The following is a 25,023-nucleotide window of genomic DNA, read 5'->3' as shown; positions in this document are numbered from 1 at the left end:
CGTCGCGCGATGGGTATGCGTCAGCTGCCCTGCGGCGCGAAGCGCTGCTGCCCGAGCACGGCGAGCAGCTCGAGCTTCTGCGCGGCATCCGATCGGGGTGCAGCTGTGAGGGTCAGCAGCGTCTGGCTCTGGTCTTCGGTGAAGAGCGCCTGGCAGTCGAGCTCGATGGCCCCGACCTCGGGATGCAGCAGCGTCTTGTGGTCGCTGAAGCGCGCGGCCACGTCGTGCCGCTCCCACACCTCGACGAACTCGGGGCTGATGCGCTGCAGCTCGGCGAGCAGCGCCGCCGCCCGCGAGTGCGCACCCGCCGCCCCGTAGGCCACGCGCAGACTCGACACCTGCGCCCGGCTCTGCCGTGCCTGATCTTCGGCCGGGTAGATGTCGCGCTCGTGTGGATCGGTGAACCAGCGGTACACGCTGCTGCGCCCGAAACCCGTCAGCCGCGAGTGGTCGCCGAGCAGCGCTGCGCCGAGACGGTTTTGCGCCAGCGTCTCACCGAGGCTCGACAGGATGAGCGCGGGCGTGCCCTCGAGACGGTCGAGCACGCGCAGGAGCGCGGGTGACACGTGGGTGTCGAGGGGTGTGCGGGCGGGGGCGCTGTGTCCGGCCATCCGAAACAGGTAGTCGCGTTCGTCGGTGCTGAGCCGCAACCCCCGTGCCAGCGCCGCCAACATCTGCTCGGATGGTTGCGGCCCCCGCGCCTGCTCCAGCCGCACGTAATAGTCGGTGGACATGCCCGTGACCGCGGCCACCTCGTCCCGGCGCAGCCCCTCGACGCGCCGCCTCGGCCCGGCCGACAGCCCGACGTCTTCGGGTTGGAGCTTCGCGCGGCGCGAGCGCAGGAAGTCGGCGAGTGCGGTGCGGTCCATGAGGCCATCTTCGCGCGCAGGACGGCGAATAAACAGGGACCGCCGGTCCTACGACATCCGCTCTCTGCCTGACGGGCGGCGACCCGCGCAGAATCGAGTCATGAACATCACCGACAACACCATCTTCATTCCCGGCGCCACCTCGGGCATCGGCCTGGCCCTCGCCCTCCGCTTCCAGGCCGCGGGCAATACGGTCATCATCGGCGGTCGACGCACGGATGTCCTCGCCGACCTCGCCGCCCGCCACGGCTTCGACACGGTCACCATCGACACGACCGACCCCGCATCCGTGCTGGTTGCCCGCGACGAGGTGCTCGCGCGTCACGCCGACCTCAACGTTGTCGTCGCGATGGCGGGAATCATGGCCGCCGACGATGTGCGTTCGAGCTCGTTCCTCGAGGGTGCCGAGCGCATCGTCGATACCAACATCAACGGGCCGCTGCGCCTCGTGGCCGCGTTCATCGAGCATCTGCAGAGCCGTCCGGATGCCACGCTCATGACCGTCTCGTCGGGTCTCGCGCATCTGCCGCTCGCGTTCACGCCCACCTACAACGGCACGAAGGCTTTCATCCACCAGTTCTCCGAGACCATTCGCCTGCAGCTGGCCGACACGTCGGTGCGGGTCGTCGAGCTGGTGCCGCCGGCCGTGCAGACCGAGCTCATGGCCGGCAACTCGACTGACGAGAACTTCATGCCGCTCGACGAGTTCGCCGACGAGGTCATGGGCCTGATCGAGTCGCAGCCCGACGCCACCGAGATCCTCGTCGAGCGCGTCAAGTTCTTGCGCTTCGCCGAGGTCGAGGGTCGTTACGCCGAGTCGGTCCGGGCGATCAACGCGCACGCGTAGCCCGGATGTCGCCAGCGCGTAAGGGGGGTGAGCGCTGGCACCGGCGATTTCGCGATGAGGTGCGCGGGCGACGTCGCGGCCAATTGTGACCGAGCTTCCTAGTCCGCGGCGGGCAACTGATCCTCGAGGTGGAAGACCTCGGTCAAGCGCAAGAACCCTTCGTCGGGCGACACGCCGTCCAGGTCGACGAAGAACTCGCCCATCTCGGCCTGCCAGCGCGCATTGACCTCGGTGGCGGCCATGCCCGCCTGCGCGGCCTCGAGCGATGGCGTCTCGAAGTATCCGATCAGCAATCCGTCGGGCCGCAGGAAAAGCGAGTAGTTGTTCCAGCCCGTGGCCTTCAGCGCGGCGGCCATATCGGGCCAGATCGCGGCGTGGCACCGAGTGTATTCGGCGATGCGCTCGGGTTTGACCTGCAATTGGAAGCACACGCGTTCGGTGTCGGTCGTAGTCATCGGGCGTCTCCTCGTCGAGTCGGATGCGGTGACCCTGAATCGTTTCACGCGCGCTCCGATTCTAGCTGCGAGTGTGCTGACACGGGGTGCCGCGACATCCGACCCCGTTGCGCCGCCGCGGGCGTCACGGAAAGCTGGGGGAGTGGCCGGCGACGCGTCGACCACCTCACGTGACTCAGGAAGAAGGTTGACCGATGGCTGGTTTCGACGACGTAACGAAGAAGGCTCAGGAGTTTCTGAAGAGCGACAAGGTGCAAGACGCCCTCAAGGGTCAGAAGGCCGAAGAGGTCAGCGACAAGATCCTCGGCGGCGTGGCCGATGTCGCCAACAAGGTCACGGGCGGCAAGCACGCCGACAAGATCGAGGGCGCGCGCGACGCGGCCGACAAGAAGATCGGCGACCAGTAGTCGTTCGATCGACACACGAATGAGGGGCGAGCCGTAGTGGCTCGCCCCTCATCATGTGTGTCGCTGAGTGCTGATCGCTCAGGGCTCAGGGCTCAGGGCTCAGGGCTTAGGCGCCCCAGCTGGCCTGTGCGCCGCCGACGCGCTCGGCCGCGATCTTCTCCTGGTGGCCGGACGCTGCATAGGCGGCCATCGGATCGGCCGGCAGGCCACGGGATTCACGCCACGCGGCGAGGTCGGGTCGCACGTCGCGGTAGAAGGCATCCATCAGAATGCCGTGGGCGCCGAGCACGTCGCCCGCCGCCTGCGCCGCGGACAGGGCCTCGCGGTCGATGAGCAGCGCACGCGCCGTCATCTCTTGCACGTTGAGCACCGAACGCATCTGGCCGGGGATCTTCTGCTCGATGTTGTGGCACTGGTCGAGCATGAAGGCCACGCCCGAATCGGGCCCGAACCCGCCGCCGCGGATGACCTCGGCGAGGATGCGGAACAGCTGGAACGGGTCGGCCGCGCCCACGATCAGGTCGTCGTCGGCGTAGAAGCGCGAGTTGAAGTCGAACGAGCCGAGCTTTCCGAGGCGCAGCAGCTGCGCGACGATGAACTCGATGTTGGTGCCGGGCGCGTGATGGCCCGTGTCGAGGCATACGAGCGCCTTGTCGCCGAGTGCGACCGTGTGGGCGTAGGACGTGCCCCAGTCGGGAACGTCGGTGTGATAGAACGCGGGCTCGAAGAACTTGTACTCGAGCACGAGGCGCTGGTCGTCGCCGAGGCCCGCATAGATCTGCTGCAGTGAGTCGGCGAGCCGGTCCTGACGAGCGCGGATGTCATCCTGCCCCGGGTAGTTGGTGCCGTCGGCGAGCCAGATCTTCAGGTCGCGCGAACCGGTCTGGTGCATGATGTCGATGCAGCGCAGGTGGTGGTCGATGGCTTTCTGGCGGATGACGGGGTCGGAGTGCGTGACCGAGCCGAGCTTGTAGTCGTCGTCCTGGAACGTGTTGCTGTTGATCGTTCCGAGTTCGACGCCCAGGCCGTTGGCGTATTCGCGCAGCTGGCCGAAGTCGTCCACGACGTCCCACGGGATGTGGAGGGCGACGGTGGGGGCGAGGCCCGTGAGCTCGTGCACCTTGGCGGCATCCGCGATCTTCTCGTAGGGGTCGCGGGCGGTGCCGGGCGAGCCGAAGACGCGGAAGCGGGTGCCCGAGTTGCCGAATGCCCAGGAGGGGAGCTCGATGGCCTGCTGCGCGAGCAGCGGGGCCACGGTTTCGAACGAGGTTGTCATGTGCTTCTCTCTACTGCTTGTGGCTCGTCTCGGGGGCGACAGCCGAATGTGTCGAAGCGGGGGATGCAAACATCCACCCGTTCTTGAATCGTTTCAATCGTACCGCACGAGGGGCGGTGAAGACGTCTGGCCGGCAGACCACCTCTGCCGGCCAGACGTGAGCGGGTCGACGACTTAGAAGTCGAAGTCCCCGATGTTCTCCTTGTTGAACACGGTCGGGTCGCCCAAGAGGACGACGCCGTCTTCGCCGACCTCGAACGAACCGAGGTCGCCGGCGTCGAACTTGTCGCCCGACTTGCCCGTGATGTCGCCCTTGACGAGCGCGTCGGCGGCGAACGCGGCCAGGTAGCCGAGCTCCTCCGGGTTCCACAGCGCGAAGGCCGTGACGGTGCCGTCCTCGACGAAGTCGCGCATCTGGTTCGGCGTGCCGAGACCGGTCAGCGAGACCTTGCCCTTGTATTCAGAGGTCTGCAGGTAACGCGCGGCGGCAGCGATGCCGACCGTGGTGGGCGAGACGATGCCCTTAAGGTTCGGGTGGCTCTGCAGCAGGGCGGCGGTCTTGTCGAACGAGGTCTGGTCGTCGTCGTCGCCATAGACGGTGTCGACGAGCTTCACGTTCGGGTGGTTGGCGGCCAGATCTTCCTTCATCAGTTCGATCCAGGCGTTCTGGTTGGTCGCGTTGGCGGCGGCCGACAGGATGGCGATCTCGCCCGAGTCGCCGATCTGCTCCGTGATCAGGTCGACCTGGGCCTTGGCGATGCCTTCGGCGCTGGCCTGGTTGATGAAGATGTCGCGGCAGTCGGTGTTGGTGTCCGAGTCGAACGTGACGACCTTGACGTCGGCGTCGCGGGCCTCGTTGAGGGCGTCGCAGATGGCCTTCGGGTCGTTCGCCGAGACGACGAGCGCCGAGACGGCCTGCTGCGTGGCGGTGTTGATGTAGCTGACCTGGGCGTCGGGGGTCGCCTCAGAGGGGCCGACCTCCTGGAAGGTGCCGCCGAATTCCTCGACGGCGGCCTTGCCACCCTTTGAGCTGGTGTCGAAGTACGGGTTACCGAGGTTCTTCGGCAGGAAGGTCACGGTGACGTCTCCGCCGCCTCCACCCTCGCCGCCGCCGCCGGAGCCACCCGTCGAACCACCCGAACAGGCGGTGGCGACGAGGGCGACGCTCACCGCGAGTGCGGCGATCGCGCTGACCCGGGCTGCACCCGAGTTACGTGTGTGAAACAACATCCTTGTTCTTCCTTTCAATGGGGTGGGTCGATGTGAGTGCATCGACAAAAAGGTGCGCCTACGCCTGGGCCGCGGAGACTGCTCCTCGTTTTCTCCCGCCGGGTCGCTGCCGCTTCTTGGACAGCCAGGCGAGGAAGCTTGCGGACACCACCGAGAGCACGAGCAGCACTCCCGTGATGATGTTGATGACATCCGACGTGACGTTGGCGAGGCGCAGGGCCGAGGCCAGCACGCCGATCAACAGCACACCGGCGATCACGCCGTGCATGGCACCGCGGCCGCCGAAGATCGAGACGCCGCCGAGCAGCACGGCCGCGATGACCTGTAGCTCGAGGCCCGTGGCGTTGTCACCGCGGGCGCTGCCGAAGCGCAGCGTGAAGTAGATGCCCGCGAAGGCCGACACGACGCCCGTGAGCACGAACAGGATGAACTTGGTGCGGGCCACGTTGACGCCCGAGAACGAGGCGGCCTCGTCGTTCAAGCCGATCGCGAAGATGCCGCGGCCGAAGGGCGTGAAGTGCAGCAGCACGATGAAGACGATCGCCAGCAGCACGAACGGGATCATGATGACGGGGAACGGGGAGTCGCCGATCTTGGCTTTGGCGAGGTCGGTCCAGAACTCGGGCCAGTCGGTGACGGCCGTGGTGCCGAGCAGGCCGACCGCCAGGCCGCGATAGAGCGCGAGCGTGCCGATGGTGACGGCGAGCGATGGCAGCCCCACGACCGTGATGAGGAAGCCGTTGAGCGCACCGCCGAGCGCACCCGCGACGAGGGCGAAGAGCGCCGCGGCCTCGAGCGGCCAGCCGGCCTGCGTCAGGGTTCCGAGCAGCACGCTCGACAAGCCCACGATCGAGGCCACAGACAGGTCGATCTCGCCCGTGATGATCACGAGGGTCATCGGCAGCGCGATCAGCAGGATGGGGGCCACGTCGAGCAGCAGGTAGGTGATCGTGATGGGCCGGTCAAAGCCGCGCACGGTCGAGATCGCGACGACGATCACGACGAGCAGCAGGGCGATAATGGCCATCTCGCGGGTCAGCAGGATGCGTCGCCACAGCGGTGTGCCGTAGTCGCGGTAGGTGCGAACGGATGCCTGAGCATCCGCGCGCCCGGACGGGTTCAGTGACTCGGGGGTCACGGTGGTCTTCGTGGAATCAGACATCGGTGTCGTCCCTCGCCTCGAGGAGTTTGCGGGATTGTCGGAGTGAGAGCAGGCGGTCGAGCACGATCGCGCCGATGATGAGCACGCCGACCACGGCGCGCTGCCAGAAGTCGGGCACCCCGATGATGGGCAGCGCCCGGTTGATGGTGAGCAGCAGCACGGCGCCGAGGGCCGCGCCCCAGACGGTGCCCGAGCCGCCGAAGATGGCGACGCCGCCGATGACCGCCGCGCCGACTGCGTCGAGCTCCCAGCCCGAACCGGCCTGCGAGTTGACGGTGCCGTAGCGGGCCGCGTAGAGCACGCCCGCGAGTCCGGCGAGGGCGCCGGAGGCTACGAACGCGAGCAGGATGCGACGCGTCACGCGCAGGCCGTAGAGCTTGGCTGCATCCGGGTCGCTGCCGATGGCATAGAACTCGCGGCCGCCGCGCGTGTTGCGCATGTACCAGGCGGCGATGACGAGCACGATGAGCGCCAGGATGGTGAGCAGCGGAATGCTGAGAATCGATCCGGTTCCGAGGGCCAGGAAGGGCTTCGGCAGGTCGGAGGCGTTGATGCGATCGCTGCCCGCCCACAGCACGTTGATGCCGCGGTAGGCGTAGAGCGTGCCGAGCGTGATCACGAGCGCGGGCACCTTGGCGAAGGCCACGAGCGCGCCGTTGATCAGGCCGAGGAACGCGCCGAACGCGACGCCGGCCACGAAGACGACGATGATCGGGATGCCCGGCACGTCGATGAACAGGCGGCCGGTCAGGTAGGCGGTCAGGCCGAGCGTCGAACCGACGGACAGGTCGACGCTGCGCGTGATGATCACCATGGCCTGGCCGACGGCCACGAGCACGAGGATCGAGGGCGTCAGCAGCAGGTCGCGCCAGCCGTCGGTCGAGAACACGAAGGACGGGTTCTTGGTCGTGGCGACCACGACGACCACGACGATGGCGATCAGGATGCTGGTCTCGCGGGCCTTGAAGAAATGCCCGATGCCCGCGGTGAGCGCGTTGCCCTTCTTGGGGCCCGGGGCGTTGGTGCGCCGCGTATCGGGGGTGGCTACGGATGTCACGGCTGAAGCTCCTCGGCGTGGGTGGCGGCGAACATGACGGATTCGGCGTCGGCGACGCTGCGGTCGAGATGCGCGGTGATGCGGCCCTCGCGCATGACGAGCACGCGGTCGGCCATGCCGAGCACCTCGGGCAGCTCGGACGAGATCATGAGAATTCCCATGCCTTCGCCCGCGAGCTGCGACAGCAGGCGGTGCACTTCGCTCTTGGTGCCGACGTCGATGCCGCGCGTCGGCTCGTCGATGATCAGGATGTCGGGGTGCGTGGCCAGCCACTTGCCGAGCACGACCTTCTGCTGGTTGCCGCCCGAGAGGGTGCCGACGGGCGTGTCGAGCGCGGCCGTCTTCACCTCGAGGCGCGATGCCCACACCTTGGCGGCCTGGTTCTCGGCGCCGTTCGTGATCAGGCCCATCTTGGCCAGCTTCGTGCGGATGGCCATGGTCGTGTTGTGGGACACGGATGAATCGAGCACGAGTCCCTGCTTGCGGCGATCTTCGGGCACCAGCGCGATTCCCCGCGCCATGGCGGCCGTCGGATTCTTCTTCGGGATGGCCTTGCCCTTCAGCGTCACCGAACCCGAGTCGTAGCCATCCACACCGAAGACGGCGCGGGCCACCTCGCTGCGGCCGGCGCCCACGAGCCCGGCCAGGCCGACGATCTCGCCCGCTCTGACCTCGAAGGAGATATCGGAGAAGATGCCGGCGGAGTTCAGGTCGCGTACCTCGAGGAGCGTGTCGCCGACCGTGGTCTCCTGCTTCGGGAACAGGTCGGTCACGTCGCGGCCCACCATGCGGCGCACGATCTCGTCGACGCTCGTGTCGCTGATGGCGTCGGTCGAGATGTAGGAGCCGTCGCGCATGACGGTGATCATGTCGCAGAGCGCGAAGACCTCTTCGAAGCGGTGCGAGATGAAGACGAGCGCGCGGCCCTCGTCGCGCAGGCTGCGGGCCACGGCGAAGAGGCGGTCGACTTCGACGCCCGAGAGCGCGGCGGTGGGTTCGTCCATGATGAGCACGCGGGCGTCGAGCGAGATGGCCTTGGCGATCTCGATGATCTGCTGGTCGGCGATCGACAGGCCCTCGGCGGGGCGGTCGGGGTCGATGCGCACGCCCAGGCGTTCGAACAGGCCCTGGGCCTCTGAGCGCATGGCCTTGCGGTCGATGCGGCCGAAACGGTTGGTGGGCTGGCGGCCCATGAAGATGTTCTCGGTGACCGACAGGTCGGGGAAGAGGGTCGGCTCCTGATAGATGACGGCGATGCCGGCGGCCTTGGACTCGGCGGTGGAGCGGAAGTCGACGTCTTCGCCGCGCAGGCGGAATTCGCCCGAGTCGCGCTGGTAGAGGCCGGCGACGATCTTCACGAGCGTGGACTTGCCGGCACCATTCTCGCCGACGAGGGCGTGGATGCTGTTCATGCGCACGGTGAGCGTCGCGGACTTCAGGGCGACGACGGCGCCGAAGGCCTTGCCCACGTCGCGCAATTCGAGCGCGGCCGGGCCGGTCGGCTCTGCGGTGTCGATGGGAGTCGTCATTGACTTGCTTCCTCCACGGTGAGGTCGGACCGCCGATGAATCGTTTCAACGGCGGGATCGTTATGACTTTACGGCCGGGCGCGGCCCGTCGTCAAGTCTGATGCGCAACCGTTACACGAACGCCGGGTGCGCCCGTCCATTCTTTCGCACGCGGCGGGTCCGCGAATCGCCGCGCATCTCTGTGGCCTGACGTCGGTTCCGCGCCGGATGCCTGCCCGCGCGCCGGTAGAGTAGGCCAAAACTCGGGCGACGATGGGGTGGCCGCCGCATGACCGACACCCGGGAGCCCGCATGATCCAACCGCTCATCGCCGGCGTCGTCGGGGCCGCCATCGCCTTCGCCAGCACGTTCGCGATCGTGCTGGCCGGACTGACGGCCATGGGCGCGACACCGGCCGAGGCGGCATCCGGTCTGTTGGCGCTGTGTCTCGTGCAGGGCATCCTGGCGGCCGTGCTGTCGTGGCGCTACCGGCAGCCGCTCTCGTTCGCCTGGTCGACGCCCGGTGCCGCGCTCCTCGTTGCCGCCCACGGCAGTGCTGCGACGTTCCAGGCCGCGGTCGGCGCGTTCCTCGTGTGCGGCGTGCTGCTGCTCGTCACGGGATTGTGGCCCGCGCTCGGGCGGCTGGTCGGCCGCATCCCGTCGCCGTTGGCCGGGGCCATGCTCGCCGGCATCCTGTTCCCGCTCTGCATCGCGCCCGTCTCGGCGGCCGTCTCGCTGCCGGCCTTCGCCCTGCCCGTCATCGTAGTGTGGCTGGTGCTCTACCGGCTCGCCCCGCGCTGGGCGGTTCCCGCGGCGCTCGTCGTGGCCGTCATCGGCATGGTGATCGCCTCGTCGGGTGCCCCCTTCGACGACGCGGATGGCGTGCTGCCCGCGCTCATTCCGCAGGTGCCCGTCTTCGACCCGCTCGTCATCGTCAGCGTCGCCCTCCCGCTCTACATCGTCACGATGGCGAGCCAGAACATCCCCGGTTTCGCCATCCTCAAGACCTTCGGCTACACGGATGTCCCGGCCCGGCCGGTTCTCGTTGGGGCTGGTGTCGCGTCCCTGCTCGCGGCACCCTTCGGCGGGCACGCCGTGAACCTGGTGGCGCTGTCGGCGGGCATGACCGCGGGGCCCGACGCGCACCCCGACCGCTCGAAGCGGTGGGTGTCGTCGCTGTCGAGCGCGGCGGTCTACATCGTGCTCGGGCTGTTCGCGGGGGCGGCCGCCGCCTTCATCCGCAATGCCCCGCCAGAGCTGATCGCGACAGTCGCCGGGCTGGCCCTCATCGGCGCGTTCCTGACCGGGGTGACGGCCGCTTTCGAGGATGCGCCCCTGCGGGTTCCGGCGGCGATCACGTTCCTGGTGGTCGCATCCGGCGTCGTCATCGCGGGCATCGGGAGCGCGTTCTGGGGTTTGGGTGCGGGGCTGCTCGTGTGGGGATGGCTCGGCGTCAAGCGCCGCGGCTGAACGGCTCTAGGCGCTCGCGCTGCCGCCGACCGGCGGGCCGACGATCAGCAGGGCACCGAAGACGACGATGACGCCGACCGCCGCGATGGAAGCGACGAGAACGGGGCGCGCGAGCACCAGGCGCAGGGCCCGGTTCGGCAGGCTGTTGTCACGCGGATCGCCGGTGGCGTGGCGGCGCCAGGGGCCGGCGAGGAGGCCGCGGCGGGCGGCCACGATTTCGAACGGGATGGTGGCGAACGGGATGACCGCCGACACGAGCCCGAGCAGCATCGTGCCGATCTTCCAGCGCTGGTTCACGCCGACGAAGACGACCACCACCACGAAGCAGAGGAACACGAAGCCGTGCAGGCCGCCGCCGATCGACACACCCCAGCCCCCGGCATCCAGCACGTATTTGATGAACATGCCCGTGAGCAGCAGCGCCCACGTGATGGCTTCGGCGACGGCGAAGAGGCGGAAGAGGGCTTTGGGGGTCATGAGGGCTCCCGGATCGGCGGAACGAGGGTGCGACGAGCGCCCCTCGAGGCTAACGTGAGCATCTCTGAAAGTGCTGCGCGGTCATGTGTGAGTAATGTTCGGCTCGCCGGAGGCTGGCAGGATATGTCCATGACGGAGATGCCTGCCTCGACCGCCCTCGCCGCCGAACTCGTCCCCACCAGCCGCTCTACGGTTCTGGTGTTTCTGCGTTGGGTGCTCTCGTTCGTCTCGGCGTTCTTCTTCGGCGCAGGCCCCGAGTGGAAGGGAACCGACGTCGTGGTGCGCCGAACCGACACGGGCCGTGATGTCCTCCGCATGGGTGGCATGGATGTCGAAGAAGCCGATCGCCTGATCGCCCTCGTTCGTGCCGATCTCGACACCCACACCGTAGAGTCGTTCCTCGACGAGTGGCGCCACCGGGCCTAGTCGGCTTTTGTGCCGCCCGCCGCCCGCCGCCCGCCGCCGGTCTGCCCGCGTCGAGCCGGGCTGAGCTTCGCTTCGCCTATTCGGAGTCGGCGACGTGGATGGACAGGTCGGTGCGGCCGGGGAGAATCTCGGGAGCGAGCGCCCGCGTTCCGGCATAGTCGCCGTCCTTGAGCCGGCGGTAAGGCCGTCCTGTCTCGGTCTTGAGTCCGTCGATCCGCTCGTTGAGGCGCGCGATCTCTCGTTCGACCCCGGCCTCATCGAGGTCGTCGGCATCATGGATGACGTGCAGCTCGAGCGCTTCGATCCCGACGTACCAGAGCACGCCGTGCGTCAGGGGGAAGAGCAGCGAGTCGAGATCGCCGCTGATGCCGCGCTCGCCGATCGAGCGCTCATCCTCGCCCGCCGTCACCACGATGAGCGCGCGGCGCCCAGCGAGACCCCCGTCGCCGTAGCGTCGCGGCGCTCCGAGTTCTGGGTCGAGGTCACCGTAGGCGAACCCGGCCGTCAGCACGCGGTCGAACCAGCCCTTCAGGATGGCGGGCGTGCCGTACCACCACAGCGGAAACTGGATGACGAGCAACTCGGCATCCGCGAGCTTGGCTTGTTCGTGGCGGACGTCAGCGGGAACCTGTCCTCGGGCGAAAGCCTCCCCGGCGAGCACGCCGATGTTTCCGGATTCCTCACTGAGGTCGCCGAGGTCGCCATTGCCGAGAACGGGGTCGAACCCCTGCGCATACAGATCGGATGTCGTCACGCTGCAGTGCTCCGACAGCGCCCGAACCCCCGCGCGAAAAAGCTGTCCGTTGAACGAATCCGGGCGCGGGTGGGCGTAGAGCCACAAGGCCGAACCGGGCTTGGGCGTGTGGGAAATCGTCATCGTTCGGTCGTCCTTGCGTCCTGTGTGTTTTCGCGGCAGAGCGCAGCGACGAGCTGTGTGAGCGTTGTGCGCGCACGGTCGGCGTCGATCGATCCGTCGAGCGCGCGGCGGGCCAGCGCGTCACCCGCGCCGACGATGGCTGCAAGGCTGGCCGTATCCAGGGGGCCGCCAAGTGGTTCGAGCGCTGCTCGACACATCGAGAGGTACTCGTCCTCCGCTTCCTGCCGCACCTGGGCAAGCGTCGCCGAACCGGCCAGGGCCGCGACGACGTCGGCGAGCTCGCGACCTTCGGCCAAGCAGCAGTCGATGTATGCCCCCGCGACGAGTCTCGACACGACGGCCAGGTCGGGCGCCGCACCGCGCAGCGCCTCCTCGAGCGTCTCGCGCTGACGCGACTCGAATTCGCGATACAGCTCAGCAAGCACCCCGGCCCGATCACCGAAGTGGTCGTAAACCAATGGCTTCGTCACCCCGGCCCGCTCGGCCAGTCGACCGAGCGTGAACGTGTCGGTGCCCTCATCCCGAATCAGCTCGCGAGCCGTATCGAGCAACTGCCGGTGCCGCTCACTCTTCGACAGTCGCCGACGGGGCTCCGTCGCCACATCTCGTTCCATTGCCGCTCCTCGCGCTCCTGCGAACTTACTATCGGTAACTTACGAAGAGTAACTTATCGGGATGGCCGAGAGCAAGAGCGGCCGCAAACGCTCTAGGAGAGGTCGTGGATCGCAGGATGCGAGACTGGGGAGATGCTCGAGCGGGTGACGGCGGATGAGATCGAGGGGCTGCGAGCCTTCCTCGGCGAGGTCGATCTGACTCTGTCGGGGCTCGATGCGCCGACCGTGAGGCTGTGGATGGAGCGCGCGCCGGATGGTGCGGTCGTCGGGAGTACGGGCTACGAGCTGAGCGGCGATGGCGCCCATGCCCTGATTCGCAGCGTGGCCGTGGCGCCGGGCCGTCGGACGGCCGGGGCTGGTTCGCGGTTGGCGCGTTTCGCGCTCGAAGATGCCGCCCGCTCAGGGGCCCGGCGGGCGTGGCTGTTCTCACGGCGATCGGGCCCGTTCTGGCAGAAGCTCGGCTTCGAGCCCGCCGATCGGGCCGAGCTTGCGACGGTTTTGTCGCAAACGCACCAGGTGCGGCTCTTCACCGAAACCGGGCAGCTCGACCGCGAAGTCGCCTGGTCGCGCGGTCTCGACGACCTCTCCCGCTGAGTTCTAAAAGGACCGACGGTCGCGGTCAGCCATTTCGCTATTCACGAGTCGTCGTTCGTCGTTCGCCGAACTCCGTTCTCAGGCGTTAGAGCGACGCCGAGCGAGGATCGCGCCGTGCGGCCGAGAGCCCTGACCCGTGCGGGTGTGCGTCTCGACGATGTCGAAGCCGGCATCCTGCACCTCTGCGCTCAGAGCTTCGACGGGCCAGAAGTAGGCGCCGATGACGGCGTGATCGAAGCGCTCGATCGACGGCCCGGTGAAGAACCCAAGCAGTAGACCGCTCCCGGGTCTGAGGACGCGCGCAAACTCTCGCAACGGCACCTGAATCGAGCCTGGCTCATGGTGAATGAGTGAGTACCAGGCCAGGATGCCTCCGACCGATGCTGGGGCCGCGCTCAAGGCATCCACGCTCTCGATCTCGAACGTTTGCTCGGGATAGGCCTCGCGCGCATGCTCGACGAAGCGTGGAACGACGTCCACCCCGCGCACCTCGCCAACTCGTTCGGCGAGGAAGGCAGTCCAGTGCCCCGGGCCACACCCGGCGTCGAGGAGCGGCCCGTCTTGCGCGGCCGCCCACGCCGAGACGAGCTGAGTGTCGGAGGGATGAACGCTCGCCATCGACCCCAGGTGCTCGACGTATTCGTCGGCTCGGCGTGAATATGCGTCTCGGATCGGTGCGTCCATGCTCTCGAGCGTACGAGACGAAATGAGACGAGACGAGACGGGACGAGACGAGAGACGAGATGAGACGAGGCGTTCGGTGCGGGGTTGTGTTGCGCAGCTCATCGAAAAGTCATGAGCCCAGACAGCGCGCAGCTCTGCCGATCGCGTCAGACCAGCGTGGCGCGCAGCTCGACCCGCCGCGCGCACGCTCGCGAGGCGCGGGTGGCGATGTCGCGCGCCACCTCGGTGCTTGGGGCTTCGATCAGCCAGAAACCGGAGAGGTACTCGCGCCCGGTGGCGAAGGGCCCCGCGGTCAGCGAGATGTCGTCGCCGCGCGCATCGATCACGACGGAGTCGTCGGGATGGGCGAGCCCTTCGGCGGCGATCAGCTGTCCTGCCGCGATCAGCTCGTCGTTGAGCGCGCTGACGGCGGCCATTTCCTCGTCGGTTCCCGTGCGGGTTGCCGAGTCGATGACAGAGAGAAGAAACTTCATCGTGACTCCTTCGTTCGCGGTGTAGGGGCCACGCTCGCAGAGTGGGAATCAGCCGTCAAGGACGATGTGCGAGCCCAGGCCCCGCGCGCCGGCGTGAGGGCGGCGGCGGAACGTGCACAATTTCTCGCCGTCGTGCTGCGAGACCGGCACGCGGCCGCGGAGCAGCCGTCAGGCGGCGTCGGGCTGGGCCACGTCGACGAGGGAGGTCAAGAACTGCAGGACGACCGCGGCATCGTCGACCGAAAGCTGCTCGATGAGCCGTTGGATGCGCACCTCTGCGGCCTCGCGGCTCGGGGTGGCCGAGGGGGCCATGTCGCGCGCCTCGAGGGTCAGGGCCCGCCGGTCGGTGGGGTGCGGCACGCGTTCGACCGAGCCCAACTTCTCGAGCCGGTCGATGAGCACGGTCGTGCTCGGCGAGGACAGCCCCAGGTGCGAGGCGAGCTGCTTCGGGCCGACGGGCTGCTGCTGGCTGCGCTGGTCGCGCAGATAGTCCACGGCGAGGATGTCGGTGTCACCCATGCCCGTTTCGGCGCGGATGTGGCGGCGCATCGCGATGTCGGTGTTGCGGCACAGCAGGAGCGCGCGCATGATCTCGGCGTTCGACTGCTCCCGGCTCAGTGTGCCGCGCATCAGGCCGCGCGGCTGACGGGGGCCGGTTCGGGAAGGGCCTGCAGGCCGTTCGTGCTGTTGGCGCTCGACAGGAGGTCTTCGACCCAGGCGCGGTTGATCGGCACCTTTTTGCTGCCTGAGTACTTGAAGAACAGGGGGATGGCGGGGTGAATCCAGATCGTGGAGCGACCGCTGCCGGCATAGGCCGGGGTCTCCCACGAGAGAACGTGGGGTTCGCCGCGGCGCAGCTTCGTGATGATCGCCAGCTGAAGATGCGCCAGCATGCGGTCCTCGAAGTCGATCTTCGCTCCATCGGTTCCGTACAAGAGCATGCCCATCGACACCACATCCATTCATTCAAGCTGTCTAGTAGTTAGATGATCTAGTAAATACGTCTGAATAACAAATCGCGGCGCGTCGCCGTGCGTTCTTGACGTGGCACCGGCGGGGCGGGAGCATCGGAGGAACGAGCGCAGGCCGACACACCGAGGCTGCGGCATCCGACCGAGGAGAGACCATGCAGCCACGCATCCACGTCACCAGCCTGTTCGTCGACGACCAGGCGAGGGCGCTGCAGTTTTATACCGACACGCTCGGCTTCGTCGCCAAGACGGACATTCCCGTCGGAGAGTACCGCTGGCTGACCGTCGTCGGCCCGGGCGAGCCCGAGGGTGTCGAGCTGCTGCTCGAACCCGATGTGCACCCGGCCGCGCAGGCGTACAAGAAAGCTCTCGTGGCGGATGGCATCCCGGCGGCTTCCTTCATGGTCGACGATGTGGATGCGGCGTTCCGCGAGCTCTCGGCGCGGGGGGTCACGTTCGTGCAACCGCCCGTGCCCGCCGGGCCCGTCACGACGGCCGTGCTCGACGACACCTGCGGCAACCTCATCCAGCTCGTCAGCCCGGTCGCGCAGTAGGGGCCCAGGCGGTCGCGGTTGCGGGGCGCTCGCGCCTCGACGTCAGCCGTCGACGACGATGCCGAGGTGCTCGGCGAAGAGCGACGCGAGTTCGGAGACCTGCATCGACGACATGGTGGCGCCCTTCAACCCCTCGAGTCCCGAGATGCGGCGCAGGTCGAGCGTGCGCAGGTCGACGTTCTGCAGGGTGGCGCGCGTGACGTCGAGGCTGTTGAGCGTGCAATCGACGAAGGCGAGCCGGTTGACGGTGGCGCCGCCCAGGTCGAGTTCGTCGATCGAGCAGTTCGTGAACTGCACGTCTTGCAGCACGGCCCCGCGCAGGTTGACGAACCCGAGCTTCGACCCGGTGATGTGCACCGATCGCCAATTGGATTCGTAGAACTCGGCCGAGCCGATGCGCGACTGGTCGATCGACACCTCGCGGAACCGCGACCGGGGCGCCGCGATAATGGGCGCGTTGAGCCGCTCGATGGTGGTCTCGACGAAACCGGCCCCCCGTAGCAGCACGTCGTGCGCGTCGAGGTCTTCGAACGCGCACTCGGAGACGGTCAGGCCGCTGAGATCCTGCCCCGAGACGTCGGCCCCGACGAAGCGCAGGCCGTCGACGTTCTCGTGCGCGTCGAGCAGCCCAGCGTCGCCATCTTCGAGCCCGACGAGCCGGATGGTCGGAATCTGCGGCGTGAGCGAGGACTTCTTCTTCGGGGGCATGGCACTTCACTTCTGACGGGCCGGCGAGGCCTGTTTCTCGGCGATCCGAGCTGCGTCGAGGCTATCGTGCGGCACCGACATCCGGCCGTGAGTTCCCGCCCGGCACCGGCACCCCACGAGCACCGGCACCGACATCCGGCGCCCTGCGCTACATCAGCCCCTGATCGGCGAACAGGCGTCGGATGGCCGGGGCGATGTGCTCCGAGTACGCGGTCGTCAGGTGCACGGTGTCGTATTTCGTCGGCCACGTCGCAGCGAACGCGGGGCATCGGCCATCCACGCAGTTCACGGGCAGCGCGTCGATGTAGCGATCGCCGGATGCCTGCGCCTGCGCCTGTGTGGCCGCCGAGAAGTCCTGCCACGCGGGGTCGATGTCGACCACGCAGTCGCCCGGGTTCGATACCTGCGAGTAGCACGCGTCGAGGTCGGCCCCGAGGGGCGGTGGCGCGAGGTAGACGATCTTGCCGGCGCTGTTGAACCGTGACGCGAGCGATGCGGTCGAGCTCACCATGTCGGTCGTAGACAGCGCGCGCCCGTCGGACGACTGGCCGAGCGCAAAGGCGTTCGCCACGACGACGAGCTGCGGCTGATCGCTCGCGATGCGGTCGGCGATGTCTTGTTTGCGCTGCGTGCAGCTGTCCATCACGCCGTCGCCGTCGTTCTTCACGAGCACGTCGGTGAAGCGGCAGCCGTAGAGGCCGATGGTGGTGATCTTCCACTGGCCGTCGCTCGTGTCGGCGATCTGGCGGAACGCGGGGGCGTAGGTGAGCGCGATCGAGTCGCCCACGACATACATGTGGTTGGGGGCGTCGCCCGAACCCCATGTGCAACCACCGAAGTCGGGCGTCGAACCGGGCTCGAAGCATCCGCGGGCCGGGTTGTCGTTCGAGGTGGTGCGCATGGCGTCGTCGAGCGAGGGCGACAGGTTGTCGGGCCAGGCCGTGGCCGAGAGCGCGGCGCTCAGGTCCGCGCGCGCCTGGTCGAGCGGGTTCGCCGCGTTCTGTTGCGAAGCCTCGGGCGCGGCCTGCGGGGCCTGCCCGCGCGACGAGAAACCGGCGGCGATGATGACGACCGTGACGACCACGAGCAGGGCCAGGGTCGAGAGGATGAACTGCGAGCCGAACCTCTCCTGCCAGCGGCCCCACGCCTCACTGCGGGCGGTCGCGCGCGCGACGCGTCGAGCCTCGGCATCCGTCACCCCGGCATCGGAGAACGACCGCAACCAGGGGGAGTGGTGCAACGGCTGCTCGATCAGCAGGTAGGCCAAAACCGAGATCACGAAGATGAGGCCCGCCGTGATGATCGTGCGCTCGAGCGTCTCGTCGACGAGGAACAGCGGCACGAACACGATCACGGGGAAGTGCCACAGGTAGAGCGAATACGAGATGTTGCCGAGGAACGTTGTGACGGGGTTGCTGATGGGGAAGAGGTAACGCTGCGGCCCGCCGATGCCCGCGAGCAATACTACGGCCGTCGCGACGACGGGCAGGGCCGCCCACGGCCCGGGGAACGGCTTCGAGGCGTCGATGACGAAGAACGAGGCGACGATGCCCGCGAGTCCGGCCCAGCCGAGCACGAAACGCACGGCGACGGGCAGCCGCAGGAACAGGGGAGCGGCCGCGGCCAACACCGCGCCGACGCCGAGCTCCCACACGCGCGTGAAGGTCGAGAAGTAGGCGATCTCAGCGTTCTCGCGCGTCTCCCACACGGCGAAGGCGAAGGACGCGACCGAGATCAGGCCCATCGCGACGATCACGACGATGCGGATGCGGCGACCCGAGCGTTCGCGGTTGCCCCGGGCGAGCAGCATCCCGATGGCGAACAGCAGCAGCAGCAACGCGGGCCACACGAGGTAGAACTGCTCCTCGACGCTCAGCGACCAGAAGTGCTGCAGCGGCGAATCGGCGTCGGTCTGCTGAAAGTAGTCGGTGCCCGTGACCGCGAAGCGCCAGTTGGCGGCCAGGAAGAAGCTGGCCACGGCATCCCAGATGGTCTCCCAGGCGCGCGTCTTGTTGAACACGAACCAGCCGACGGCCGTCGTCGCGATGAGCACGGTGAGGGCGGCGGGCAGGATGCGGCGGATGCGGCGCGCATAGAAGCCCACGATGCTGAAACGGCCGGTGCGCTCACGTTCGCGCAGGATGAGGCCCGTGATCAGGAAGCCCGAGATGACGAAGAACACGTCGACGCCCACGAAACCGCCGCTCGGCCATCCCAGCAGGTGATTGAGGATGACGGCCACGACGGCCACGGCGCGCAGCCCCTGAATATCGGCGCGAACCCGGCCGCGAGGTGCCGCCGTCGTCTCCGGAAGAGAAGCTGCCTGTTCGGTTGTCGTTTGCGCTGCCACTCGTCTCCCCAGATGTGAACCGCAGACGAGCCTAGCGCAGCAATGTTGCGGATGATCGCGTTCCCACGACCGTGATGCCGCTCGGGTCTGCGCTCCCACGAAGAAGGGTGCGCCCGGCCGACGAATCGACCGGACGCACCCTCGGATGGAGCGTGGAGCAGGTTACTCGACCGTGTCGACCGAGCGGGGTGCCTCAGCGGCGGCGGCCGTCGAGCGACCGCGCAGGCGCATCGCACCGAGCGTCGCGGCACCGAGCGCGAGCAGGCCGGCGGCGAGGCCACCGATCAGCAGCGCGTCCGAACCCGAGTTGGCGAGACCGCCCGGGCGGCTACCGGCACCAGCGGCGGGCGTCGTCGGCAGGGCGACGGGCGCCGGGGTGGCCGACGGCGAGTCGCTCGGCACGGGAACCGGGGTGGGCTCGGGCGTGGGCTCGGGCACGACGACGGCAGCGGGAACCTCGACCTCGGCACCGGCGACGCCGGCCCAGAGGAGCGAGGTGGCGACGTCTTCCGACCCGCCGACCACGTGGGCGCGGTAGGTGGGAACCGTTCCGAACAGCAGGACGCGGGAACCGGTGGCTGCCGTCTTGGAGACGACGGCGGCCTGGCGTGCCGAGTTCTCCTGCGCGCGACCGGCCGACGAGGCCCAGTGGCCCGAGACGAACGGGTCGGCGGCGTAGGTCTGTTCGACCGTGGCGGCCGGGTCGAGCACCGTGAACCAGGTGGCCGGGGAGACGAACGCCGTGTCCTGCGGGAAGTCCCCGAGCACGCCGTCAGCGGCGGTCTCGACGCTCACGATTCCATTGGAACCGCTCGTGCCCGACACCGGGGTGGTGGTCAGCAGGCCGAACGTGTTGGCGAAGTTCGCCGCAGCCGTTCCGCGACCCGCGACACCCTTACTGCTCGCGAGGTAGGCGTTGACCGCCGCGGTTCCGGCGGCCTGGTCGGCGTTGAACGCGAGGTTCGAGCCGATCCAGAGCACGTCGATCTGCGACAGGTCGGCGGCACCCGAGGTGATCGACGCCGCGTTGACGAGGACCAGGTCGCGGAAGCCGAGGCGTTCCAGCGTCACGCGGTCGTCCTGCGTGCCCGTGTAGCCGACACGCTGGGCGCCGAGACCGGTGCTGTCCTCGGTGCGCAGGCGCTGGCCATCCGATGCCGCGAAGGTGACCTCGTACTTGGCGGTGACCTCGCTGACCGACTGGCGGCTGGTCGCGTCGAGCTTCAGGATCACGGTGCCGTCGTCGAAGCGCGAAACCGCGACCCCGTCGTGCAGCAATTCGTTGATGGCCTGAATGGATGCCACACCGCTGGCCTCGAGTTCGAGATAGGCGGCCGTGGCGGGAACGACGGAGCTGAGCGGCGTGGAGGTGACGGGCGTCGCCGTGACGGCGAGCGGGGCGTCGGTGGTGCTGCCGATGGCGTCGACGTCGGCGCCCCACAGGAGCGAGAGGCTCCAGGCGGAGATGTCGTACATGTCGGGCACGCGCTCCGAGATGTCGGTTCCATCGGCGAGCAGCACGTTGGCGAGGCCGCGCAGCGGCTGGTGCATGTCGACGAGGTAAGAACCGGCGGGGTACGTGGTGCCCTTGGCCGTCAAGGCCGACGTGGTCTTCTGCACCTCGATGCCGTTGACGAGCAGCTGGTCGACGAGCGTGTTGGCGTCGGTGTCCGAGCGCTGCGTGCCACCGACGGGGATGACGTAGGCGCGGGGCAGCTTCGCCGTGTAGACATCCGTCTCGTCCCAGATCTCGGCCCAGGCGTTCGGGGCGGGAACCGTTGCGGGGTCGATGTCGGCGGGAACCGTGCGGAGCGGTTCACCGGCGTCGCCGCGGCGGAAGATCTCGATCTGGTTGTCGAGAAGCGCGTCCGAGTTCTCGACCACGTAGTCGACGGCCGTGTCGATGACGACACCGGCCACGGCGACGTTCACCTCGCCGCGACGGGTTCCTTCTGGCACGTTGTTGTTGACGCGTCCGAGGGGCAGTTCGACGGTGTTGGTGATGGCGCCCTGGAACGCTACGTACTGGGGCGCGAAGATGGGGGGCCAGTCATCCCAGCCCGCGCGGATGTCGCGGTAGGGGATGAGGATCTTGCCCGTGTTGGTGGTCGTGGCGCTGCCATCCGCGGCCTGGTAGGTGTTGCCCGGGATGTTCGCCTCGACGACGGCCTTCTCGATCTCGAGCGCGGCGTCGTAGGCGTGCGGCAGGAACAGGTCGTACTCGTAGTTCTCGCCGTGGGGCGGGCCGCAGGGCTCGACCTGGAGGATGTTCGTGTAGCCGTGGATGTCGATGAAGTTGGTCGGCTGGATGATGTTCGACAGGTCGCGCGTGATCGACGCCTCGACCGTCGCGCCCGTGATGAAGTCGCGGTTGGGGTCGAAACCCGCGGCCACGGCGCGCTGGCCGAGTGCACGGCCGTCGGGGTTGTTCGTCAGCGTGAAGTAGATGCGGTGCGTGCGCAGCAGCTCGGCGGTCTCGGCCGAGGTGTCGTTCAGCATGTCCTCGATGTAGTTGATGCTGGCGTCGGTGCCCTCCCACTCGTTTCCGTGGATGTTGGCGTTGAACCAGATCGGGATCTTGTAACCGTCCTGCAGCGCCTGGTCGGTGGCGGCCGCGGCGGCGTTGTTCTTGATCTTGTCGCGCCAGGCGTTCTGCTGAGCGGTTTCTGCGGCGGTCTCGGGCGCCGTCAGGGTGATGAAGTGGATGTCGCGGCCGAGGTCGGTTGTGCCGACCACCTGCGCGGAAACCTTGTTGCTGCGTGCGAGCCACGAGTTGATCTTGGGTGCGATCTCGTCGTAGGGGGTCAGGCCGCGCTGCGTCGATGCATCGGCCGGGAAGTCGGCGGCCAGGGGCACGGGCTGCTGGAAGGGGTAGCTGGTCGGCATCTTGATGGCCGGGTTGGTGGGGCGCACGATGGGAGTCGCCGACGACTCGGCATCGGCGACCGCGGGGTCGGGGAAGAACGAGAGAAGCGCCACTGCTGCCGATATGGCACCAACGGTGAGGATGGGTCTTTTCTTAGCCATGGTTTCCGTTCGTCGAAATGTGGAGGTGCCGCCCCAGAATAGGGGCGCTGCGTTTCGGCCCCGGTTTCCTTACGTTTCCGGCTCGTTTCAGCTTCGTTTGCGTCATTTGTCGCGCTAGACAGGCCTTTCTGGCGCATTATTTCGCGGGGCGCGCGAAAAGCGGCACGCGCGGATGTCGAGCGCAACGATCGTGCGCCCCGTGCGCGTTTCGGCCCGCGGGTGGTGCTTTTTACACCCGTTCGGGGGTGCTGGCAATCGTCTTGTCGGATCGCGCGGATTTTGGAAAAGTGGCCGACCAAGACGATCAGGTCAGCCCATCCCGCCAAGGAGAAGACATGCGCGCCATGGAATACCGCGGACCGTACAAGGTCCGCGTGCAGGAGAAAGACATGCCGAAGATCGAGCATCCCAACGACGCCATCGTGCGCGTCACGCTGGCCGCGATCTGCGGTTCCGATCTGCACCTCTATCACGGCATGATGCCCGACACCCGCGTCGGCCACACGTTCGGCCACGAGTTCATCGGCGTCGTCGAACAGGTCGGTTCGTCGGTCGAGAACCTGAAGGTCGGCGACCGCGTGATGGTGCCCTTCAACATCTATTGCGGCTCGTGCTATTTCTGCGCGCGCGGCCTCTACTCGAACTGCCACAACGTCAACCCGAATGCCACGGCCGTCGGCGGCATCTACGGCTACTCGCACACGTGCGGCGGCTACGACGGCGGACAGGCGGAGTATGTGCGCGTGCCGTTCGCCGATGTCGGGCCCCAGGTCATCCCCGACGACATTCATGAAGAGGATGCCCTGCTCATGACCGACGCGCTCTCGACGGGCTATTTCGGGGCACAGCTCGGCGACATCGTCGAGGGCGACACGGTCGTGGTGTTCGGCGCCGGACCGGTGGGCCTCTTCGCCGCGAAGTCGTCGTGGCTCATGGGCGCTGGCCGGGTGATCGTGATCGACCACCTCGAGTACCGCCTCGAGAAGGCCCGCACGTTCGCGCACGCCGAGACCTACAACTTCGCCGAATACGACGACATCGTCGTGCACATGAAGAAGATCACCGATTTCCTCGGGGCGGATGTCGCGATCGACGCCGTGGGCGCCGAGGCCGACGGCAACCTCACGCAGAGCATCACGGGCACCAAGCTGAAGCTGCAGGGTGGTTCGCCGACGGCACTCAACTGGGCCATCGACTCGGTGCGTAAGGGCGGGACGATCTCGGTCATGGGTGCTTACGGCCCCATCTTCAGTGCCGTCAAGTTCGGCGATGCGATGAACAAGGGCCTCACGCTGCGCATGAACCAGGCACCCGTGAAGCGCCAATGGCCGCGTCTGTTCGAACACATCAGGAACGGATACCTGAGCCCGCGCGACATCATCACCCACCGCATCCCGCTCGAGGAGATCGCCGAGGGATACCACCTGTTCTCGTCCAAGCTGGACGACTGCATCAAACCCGTCATCGTGCCGAGCGCGAGCTGACCCGGCCACCGCCGGAGAGGAGAAACGATCATGGCCTACACCGCAGAGAAACCGACCCGCGCGCTGTCGAGCGACGAGCTGCGCCAACGCATCCCCGGTTGGGGCGCCGACCTCGACAAGAAGGACCGGCCGGCCGTGCCGAAGGAACGTTTCGCGCCCGAGGTGACGGGGGCGCACTGGGACTTCCCCGAGCGCCAAGAGGAGCTGGTGCCGCGCGAGCGTTCGATCGAGCACAAGTTCTTGACGCCCGTTTTCGGCACGTCGGCGCCGCTCAAGGGGCTGAGCGGTGTCATCCGTCGCTATGCCTATGCGCAGTACAGCGAGGGGCGCCTGGCGCACTGGATGCTGCTCATCCTCGGCGACCGCGTCGACGCCATCGAGAGTCACGTCACGTCGCTGGCATCCGGACACCCCGATAACCCGATCACCGAGACGGGCGTGTTGGCCGAGGGCAAGTATCACGGGTTCGCGTCGCGCTTCGGGCGGCGTCGCGTCGATGTGAAGCACAGCTGGATCGACCCGATCGTGGTCGCGGGGCCGTGGGTGCTGGTCGGCTGGGCGGCTTTCGTCGTCGCCCGCGCGGGGGTGCGGGCCGCGCGCCGCTGACGCCATGCGTTGAATGAACATGAAGGTTGGCATCCACTCGGGATGTCGGCCTTCATGGTGTACTCGTCGCTCGCCGCTTAGGTGCGCCCGACCTTGCGCGCCTCGGCGACCGCGCTCACGATGCCCTTCTTCCAGGGCTTGCCGTGACCGGGCAGCACGATGTCCGCCCCGGTTGCCGCGAGCGCGTCGAGTGACGCGAGGGCCTGCGCGCTGTCGGCTGTGGCCGCCCCCGAGACGATCTGCGGGCCCGTGCCGCCCGTGTAGGGGTTGAAGGTCACGAGTGCGTCCCCCGAGATCAGCGCCGAACGGTCGGGCAGGTGCAGGGCGCAGTGTCCGAAGGTGTGGCCCGGGCTGAAGACCACGCGCGGCTGGCCGGGCACGTCGAGCACGTCGTCGGCCGCGAAGGTGCGCAGGTCGTCGATGCCCGGAACGGTCAACGCGCCCGCCCGCACCATCCGCCCGAGAATCGGGATCGACGTGGGGTGGGTGACGGGCCAGAGCAGCCGCGGCGACTCGTGGGCGTAACGGTAGGGGTGGCGGGCGATGTAACGCTCGTCGGGGTGCGCCCACACGGGCACGCGCCATTCCTTGCGCAGGCGCTCGGCCATGCCCAGGTGATCGAAGTGCGCGTGCGTCAGCACCACGGCGCGAACGTCGTCTTTCGTGCGGTCGATCTGCCGCAGCGCGTTCTGCAGCAGCGGCCACGTCGCCGGAAAAGCGGTGTCGACGAGCGTCACTCCGCTCTCGTCCTCGATGAGGTAGCAGTTGACATAGGCGTGCTCGAGACGATGGATGCCGGGCGCCACGTTCTTGCTCAGCGTGGCGCGCCGGGTCTTCGCGCCCGTCGCGCTCTCTCCGAAGATGGCCTGTGCCATGTGGGTGCCCCTTTCGCCTGAC

26 protein-coding genes are annotated in these 25,023 nt (G+C 67.8%); 8 read left to right on the top strand and 18 right to left on the bottom strand.

The window, feature by feature from the left end; translation table 11 throughout:
• Positions 1–20: 20 nt before the first annotated feature.
• Positions 21–869 carry a helix-turn-helix transcriptional regulator gene (locus ALI44B_RS07630; protein WP_077054159.1) on the bottom strand — a complete coding sequence of 283 codons (849 nt, stop codon included), beginning with the start codon at positions 867–869 and terminating at the stop codon, positions 21–23.
• Positions 870–969: 100 nt separating this feature from the next.
• On the opposite strand from ALI44B_RS07630, the gene ALI44B_RS07625 reads away from it, so the two are divergent.
• Positions 970–1,716, top strand: coding sequence for an SDR family oxidoreductase (locus ALI44B_RS07625; protein WP_077054158.1), 747 nt, complete (start codon positions 970–972; stop codon positions 1,714–1,716).
• 98 nt (positions 1,717–1,814) lie between these two features.
• Here the strand turns inward: ALI44B_RS07625 and ALI44B_RS07620 are convergent, their stop codons facing one another.
• Positions 1,815–2,171, bottom strand: coding sequence for an L-rhamnose mutarotase (locus ALI44B_RS07620; RefSeq protein WP_077054157.1), 357 nt, complete (start codon positions 2,169–2,171; stop codon positions 1,815–1,817).
• A 194-nt stretch (positions 2,172–2,365) separates the two neighbouring features.
• Between ALI44B_RS07620 and ALI44B_RS07615 the strand changes: the two genes are divergently transcribed.
• Positions 2,366–2,578 (top strand): Rv0909 family putative TA system antitoxin, encoded by a 213-nt coding sequence (locus ALI44B_RS07615; protein WP_077054156.1) that lies wholly within the window; start codon positions 2,366–2,368, stop codon positions 2,576–2,578.
• A gap of 106 nt (positions 2,579–2,684) precedes the next feature.
• Here ALI44B_RS07615 and rhaI read toward each other — a convergent pair whose 3' ends face one another.
• The 5 genes from rhaI to ALI44B_RS07590 form a co-directional block, all read right to left on the bottom strand.
• Positions 2,685–3,854, bottom strand: coding sequence for an L-rhamnose isomerase (gene rhaI / locus ALI44B_RS07610; RefSeq protein ID WP_077054155.1), 1,170 nt, complete (start codon positions 3,852–3,854; stop codon positions 2,685–2,687).
• 174 nt (positions 3,855–4,028) lie between these two features.
• Positions 4,029–5,084 carry a rhamnose ABC transporter substrate-binding protein gene (gene rhaS / locus ALI44B_RS07605; RefSeq protein WP_077054154.1) on the bottom strand — a complete coding sequence of 352 codons (1,056 nt, stop codon included), beginning with the start codon at positions 5,082–5,084 and terminating at the stop codon, positions 4,029–4,031.
• Between the two features lie 58 nt (positions 5,085–5,142).
• Positions 5,143–6,111 carry an ABC transporter permease gene (locus ALI44B_RS07600; RefSeq protein WP_238592228.1) on the bottom strand — a complete coding sequence of 323 codons (969 nt, stop codon included), beginning with the start codon at positions 6,109–6,111 and terminating at the stop codon, positions 5,143–5,145.
• Positions 6,112–6,238: 127 nt separating this feature from the next.
• A complete protein-coding gene (locus ALI44B_RS07595; protein ID WP_407668724.1) occupies positions 6,239–7,303 on the bottom strand; it encodes an ABC transporter permease in 1,065 nt (354 codons plus the stop codon).
• On the bottom strand, positions 7,300–8,832 hold the full coding sequence (locus tag ALI44B_RS07590; protein WP_077054153.1) for a sugar ABC transporter ATP-binding protein: 1,533 nt from the start codon (positions 8,830–8,832) through the stop codon (positions 7,300–7,302). The genes ALI44B_RS07595 and ALI44B_RS07590 overlap by 4 nt, the downstream gene beginning before the upstream one ends.
• 291 nt (positions 8,833–9,123) lie before the next feature.
• Here ALI44B_RS07590 and ALI44B_RS07585 point away from each other — a divergent pair, with 291 nt between their 5' ends.
• Positions 9,124–10,281 (top strand): benzoate/H(+) symporter BenE family transporter, encoded by a 1,158-nt coding sequence (locus tag ALI44B_RS07585; protein WP_238592157.1) that lies wholly within the window; start codon positions 9,124–9,126, stop codon positions 10,279–10,281.
• Positions 10,282–10,287: 6 nt separating this feature from the next.
• Here the strand turns inward: ALI44B_RS07585 and ALI44B_RS07580 are convergent, their stop codons facing one another.
• Positions 10,288–10,758: a DUF3817 domain-containing protein gene (locus ALI44B_RS07580; protein WP_077054151.1), complete on the bottom strand. Its 471-nt coding sequence runs from the start codon at positions 10,756–10,758 to the stop codon at positions 10,288–10,290.
• A 129-nt stretch (positions 10,759–10,887) separates the two neighbouring features.
• Here ALI44B_RS07580 and ALI44B_RS07575 point away from each other — a divergent pair, with 129 nt between their 5' ends.
• The gene (locus ALI44B_RS07575) at positions 10,888–11,184 is read left to right on the top strand and encodes a hypothetical protein (RefSeq protein ID WP_077054150.1); all 297 of its coding nucleotides are present in this window, start codon (positions 10,888–10,890) and stop codon (positions 11,182–11,184) included.
• Positions 11,185–11,260: 76 nt separating this feature from the next.
• Here the strand turns inward: ALI44B_RS07575 and ALI44B_RS07570 are convergent, their stop codons facing one another.
• Complete coding sequence (locus ALI44B_RS07570; RefSeq protein WP_077054149.1) at positions 11,261–12,061, bottom strand: NAD(P)H-dependent oxidoreductase; 801 nt, start codon at positions 12,059–12,061, stop codon at positions 11,261–11,263.
• Positions 12,058–12,675, bottom strand: a complete 618-nt coding sequence (locus tag ALI44B_RS07565; RefSeq protein WP_077054148.1) for a TetR/AcrR family transcriptional regulator — start codon at positions 12,673–12,675, stop codon at positions 12,058–12,060. The genes ALI44B_RS07570 and ALI44B_RS07565 overlap by 4 nt, the downstream gene beginning before the upstream one ends.
• A 132-nt stretch (positions 12,676–12,807) precedes the next feature.
• On the opposite strand from ALI44B_RS07565, the gene ALI44B_RS07560 reads away from it, so the two are divergent.
• Positions 12,808–13,269, top strand: coding sequence for a GNAT family N-acetyltransferase (locus ALI44B_RS07560; RefSeq protein WP_077054147.1), 462 nt, complete (start codon positions 12,808–12,810; stop codon positions 13,267–13,269).
• A 78-nt stretch (positions 13,270–13,347) separates the two neighbouring features.
• Here the strand turns inward: ALI44B_RS07560 and ALI44B_RS07555 are convergent, their stop codons facing one another.
• The 4 genes from ALI44B_RS07555 to ALI44B_RS07540 form a co-directional block, all read right to left on the bottom strand.
• A complete protein-coding gene (locus tag ALI44B_RS07555) occupies positions 13,348–13,953 on the bottom strand; it encodes a class I SAM-dependent methyltransferase (RefSeq protein ID WP_077054146.1) in 606 nt (201 codons plus the stop codon).
• Between the two features lie 146 nt (positions 13,954–14,099).
• The gene (locus ALI44B_RS07550) at positions 14,100–14,426 is read right to left on the bottom strand and encodes a YciI family protein (RefSeq protein ID WP_077054145.1); all 327 of its coding nucleotides are present in this window, start codon (positions 14,424–14,426) and stop codon (positions 14,100–14,102) included.
• Between the two features lie 168 nt (positions 14,427–14,594).
• Positions 14,595–15,056, bottom strand: a complete 462-nt coding sequence (locus ALI44B_RS07545; RefSeq protein ID WP_077054144.1) for a MarR family winged helix-turn-helix transcriptional regulator — start codon at positions 15,054–15,056, stop codon at positions 14,595–14,597.
• The gene (locus ALI44B_RS07540) at positions 15,056–15,373 is read right to left on the bottom strand and encodes a DUF7882 family protein (RefSeq protein WP_077055436.1); all 318 of its coding nucleotides are present in this window, start codon (positions 15,371–15,373) and stop codon (positions 15,056–15,058) included. Before ALI44B_RS07540 ends, ALI44B_RS07545 begins: the two co-directional genes overlap by 1 nt.
• 179 nt (positions 15,374–15,552) lie before the next feature.
• Between ALI44B_RS07540 and ALI44B_RS07535 the strand changes: the two genes are divergently transcribed.
• Positions 15,553–15,951, top strand: coding sequence for a VOC family protein (locus ALI44B_RS07535; RefSeq protein WP_077054143.1), 399 nt, complete (start codon positions 15,553–15,555; stop codon positions 15,949–15,951).
• Between the two features lie 42 nt (positions 15,952–15,993).
• Here the strand turns inward: ALI44B_RS07535 and ALI44B_RS07530 are convergent, their stop codons facing one another.
• From ALI44B_RS07530 to ALI44B_RS07520, 3 genes are all read right to left on the bottom strand, one after another.
• The gene (locus tag ALI44B_RS07530) at positions 15,994–16,659 is read right to left on the bottom strand and encodes a pentapeptide repeat-containing protein (RefSeq protein WP_077054142.1); all 666 of its coding nucleotides are present in this window, start codon (positions 16,657–16,659) and stop codon (positions 15,994–15,996) included.
• Positions 16,660–16,807: 148 nt separating this feature from the next.
• Positions 16,808–19,009, bottom strand: a complete 2,202-nt coding sequence (locus ALI44B_RS07525) for an acyltransferase family protein (RefSeq protein WP_083709728.1) — start codon at positions 19,007–19,009, stop codon at positions 16,808–16,810.
• A 162-nt stretch (positions 19,010–19,171) separates the two neighbouring features.
• Positions 19,172–22,036: a M14 family zinc carboxypeptidase gene (locus ALI44B_RS07520; RefSeq protein ID WP_083709727.1), complete on the bottom strand. Its 2,865-nt coding sequence runs from the start codon at positions 22,034–22,036 to the stop codon at positions 19,172–19,174.
• 335 nt (positions 22,037–22,371) lie between these two features.
• Here ALI44B_RS07520 and ALI44B_RS07515 point away from each other — a divergent pair, with 335 nt between their 5' ends.
• Together ALI44B_RS07515 and ALI44B_RS07510 are read left to right on the top strand one after the other, a co-directional pair.
• Complete coding sequence (locus ALI44B_RS07515) at positions 22,372–23,520, top strand: zinc-dependent alcohol dehydrogenase (protein WP_077054140.1); 1,149 nt, start codon at positions 22,372–22,374, stop codon at positions 23,518–23,520.
• Between the two features lie 30 nt (positions 23,521–23,550).
• On the top strand, positions 23,551–24,126 hold the full coding sequence (locus ALI44B_RS07510; RefSeq protein ID WP_077054139.1) for a hypothetical protein: 576 nt from the start codon (positions 23,551–23,553) through the stop codon (positions 24,124–24,126).
• Between the two features lie 77 nt (positions 24,127–24,203).
• Here ALI44B_RS07510 and ALI44B_RS07505 read toward each other — a convergent pair whose 3' ends face one another.
• Positions 24,204–25,001, bottom strand: a complete 798-nt coding sequence (locus ALI44B_RS07505) for an MBL fold metallo-hydrolase (RefSeq protein WP_083709725.1) — start codon at positions 24,999–25,001, stop codon at positions 24,204–24,206.
• Positions 25,002–25,023 lie beyond the last annotated feature (22 nt).

It is taken from the genome of Leifsonia sp. ALI-44-B (assembly GCF_001984125.1).
In the GTDB taxonomy this organism is placed as follows: Bacteria; Actinomycetota; Actinomycetes; order Actinomycetales; family Microbacteriaceae; genus Okibacterium.
The sequence above is the reverse complement of the archived record's forward strand: the minus strand, read 5'-3'. Positions and strand labels throughout refer to the sequence as shown.

Excerpts from the sequence above, each read along its gene's own strand:
- rhaS (WP_077054154.1), bottom strand. The coding sequence starts at position 5,084 with ATGTTGTTTCACACACGTAACTCGGGTGCAGCCCGGGTCAGCGCGATC.
- ALI44B_RS07565 (WP_077054148.1), bottom strand. The coding sequence starts at position 12,675 with ATGGAACGAGATGTGGCGACGGAGCCCCGTCGGCGACTGTCGAAGAGT.
- rhaI (WP_077054155.1), bottom strand. The coding sequence starts at position 3,854 with ATGACAACCTCGTTCGAAACCGTGGCCCCGCTGCTCGCGCAGCAGGCC.
- ALI44B_RS07625 (WP_077054158.1), top strand. The coding sequence starts at position 970 with ATGAACATCACCGACAACACCATCTTCATTCCCGGCGCCACCTCGGGC.
- ALI44B_RS07550 (WP_077054145.1), bottom strand. The coding sequence starts at position 14,426 with ATGAAGTTTCTTCTCTCTGTCATCGACTCGGCAACCCGCACGGGAACC.
- ALI44B_RS07535 (WP_077054143.1), top strand. The coding sequence starts at position 15,553 with ATGCAGCCACGCATCCACGTCACCAGCCTGTTCGTCGACGACCAGGCG.
- ALI44B_RS07575 (WP_077054150.1), top strand. The coding sequence starts at position 10,888 with ATGACGGAGATGCCTGCCTCGACCGCCCTCGCCGCCGAACTCGTCCCC.
- ALI44B_RS07520 (WP_083709727.1), bottom strand. The coding sequence starts at position 22,036 with ATGGCTAAGAAAAGACCCATCCTCACCGTTGGTGCCATATCGGCAGCA.
- ALI44B_RS07630 (WP_077054159.1), bottom strand. The coding sequence starts at position 869 with ATGGACCGCACCGCACTCGCCGACTTCCTGCGCTCGCGCCGCGCGAAG.
- ALI44B_RS07615 (WP_077054156.1), top strand. The coding sequence starts at position 2,366 with ATGGCTGGTTTCGACGACGTAACGAAGAAGGCTCAGGAGTTTCTGAAG.
- ALI44B_RS07515 (WP_077054140.1), top strand. The coding sequence starts at position 22,372 with ATGCGCGCCATGGAATACCGCGGACCGTACAAGGTCCGCGTGCAGGAG.
- ALI44B_RS07530 (WP_077054142.1), bottom strand. The coding sequence starts at position 16,659 with ATGCCCCCGAAGAAGAAGTCCTCGCTCACGCCGCAGATTCCGACCATC.
- ALI44B_RS07505 (WP_083709725.1), bottom strand. The coding sequence starts at position 25,001 with ATGGCACAGGCCATCTTCGGAGAGAGCGCGACGGGCGCGAAGACCCGG.
- ALI44B_RS07555 (WP_077054146.1), bottom strand. The coding sequence starts at position 13,953 with ATGGACGCACCGATCCGAGACGCATATTCACGCCGAGCCGACGAATAC.
- ALI44B_RS07540 (WP_077055436.1), bottom strand. The coding sequence starts at position 15,373 with ATGGGCATGCTCTTGTACGGAACCGATGGAGCGAAGATCGACTTCGAG.
- ALI44B_RS07590 (WP_077054153.1), bottom strand. The coding sequence starts at position 8,832 with ATGACGACTCCCATCGACACCGCAGAGCCGACCGGCCCGGCCGCGCTC.
- ALI44B_RS07510 (WP_077054139.1), top strand. The coding sequence starts at position 23,551 with ATGGCCTACACCGCAGAGAAACCGACCCGCGCGCTGTCGAGCGACGAG.
- ALI44B_RS07570 (WP_077054149.1), bottom strand. The coding sequence starts at position 12,061 with ATGACGATTTCCCACACGCCCAAGCCCGGTTCGGCCTTGTGGCTCTAC.
- ALI44B_RS07620 (WP_077054157.1), bottom strand. The coding sequence starts at position 2,171 with ATGACTACGACCGACACCGAACGCGTGTGCTTCCAATTGCAGGTCAAA.
- ALI44B_RS07560 (WP_077054147.1), top strand. The coding sequence starts at position 12,808 with ATGCTCGAGCGGGTGACGGCGGATGAGATCGAGGGGCTGCGAGCCTTC.
- ALI44B_RS07585 (WP_238592157.1), top strand. The coding sequence starts at position 9,124 with ATGATCCAACCGCTCATCGCCGGCGTCGTCGGGGCCGCCATCGCCTTC.
- ALI44B_RS07545 (WP_077054144.1), bottom strand. The coding sequence starts at position 15,056 with ATGCGCGGCACACTGAGCCGGGAGCAGTCGAACGCCGAGATCATGCGC.
- ALI44B_RS07600 (WP_238592228.1), bottom strand. The coding sequence starts at position 6,111 with ATGGCCATTATCGCCCTGCTGCTCGTCGTGATCGTCGTCGCGATCTCG.
- ALI44B_RS07580 (WP_077054151.1), bottom strand. The coding sequence starts at position 10,758 with ATGACCCCCAAAGCCCTCTTCCGCCTCTTCGCCGTCGCCGAAGCCATC.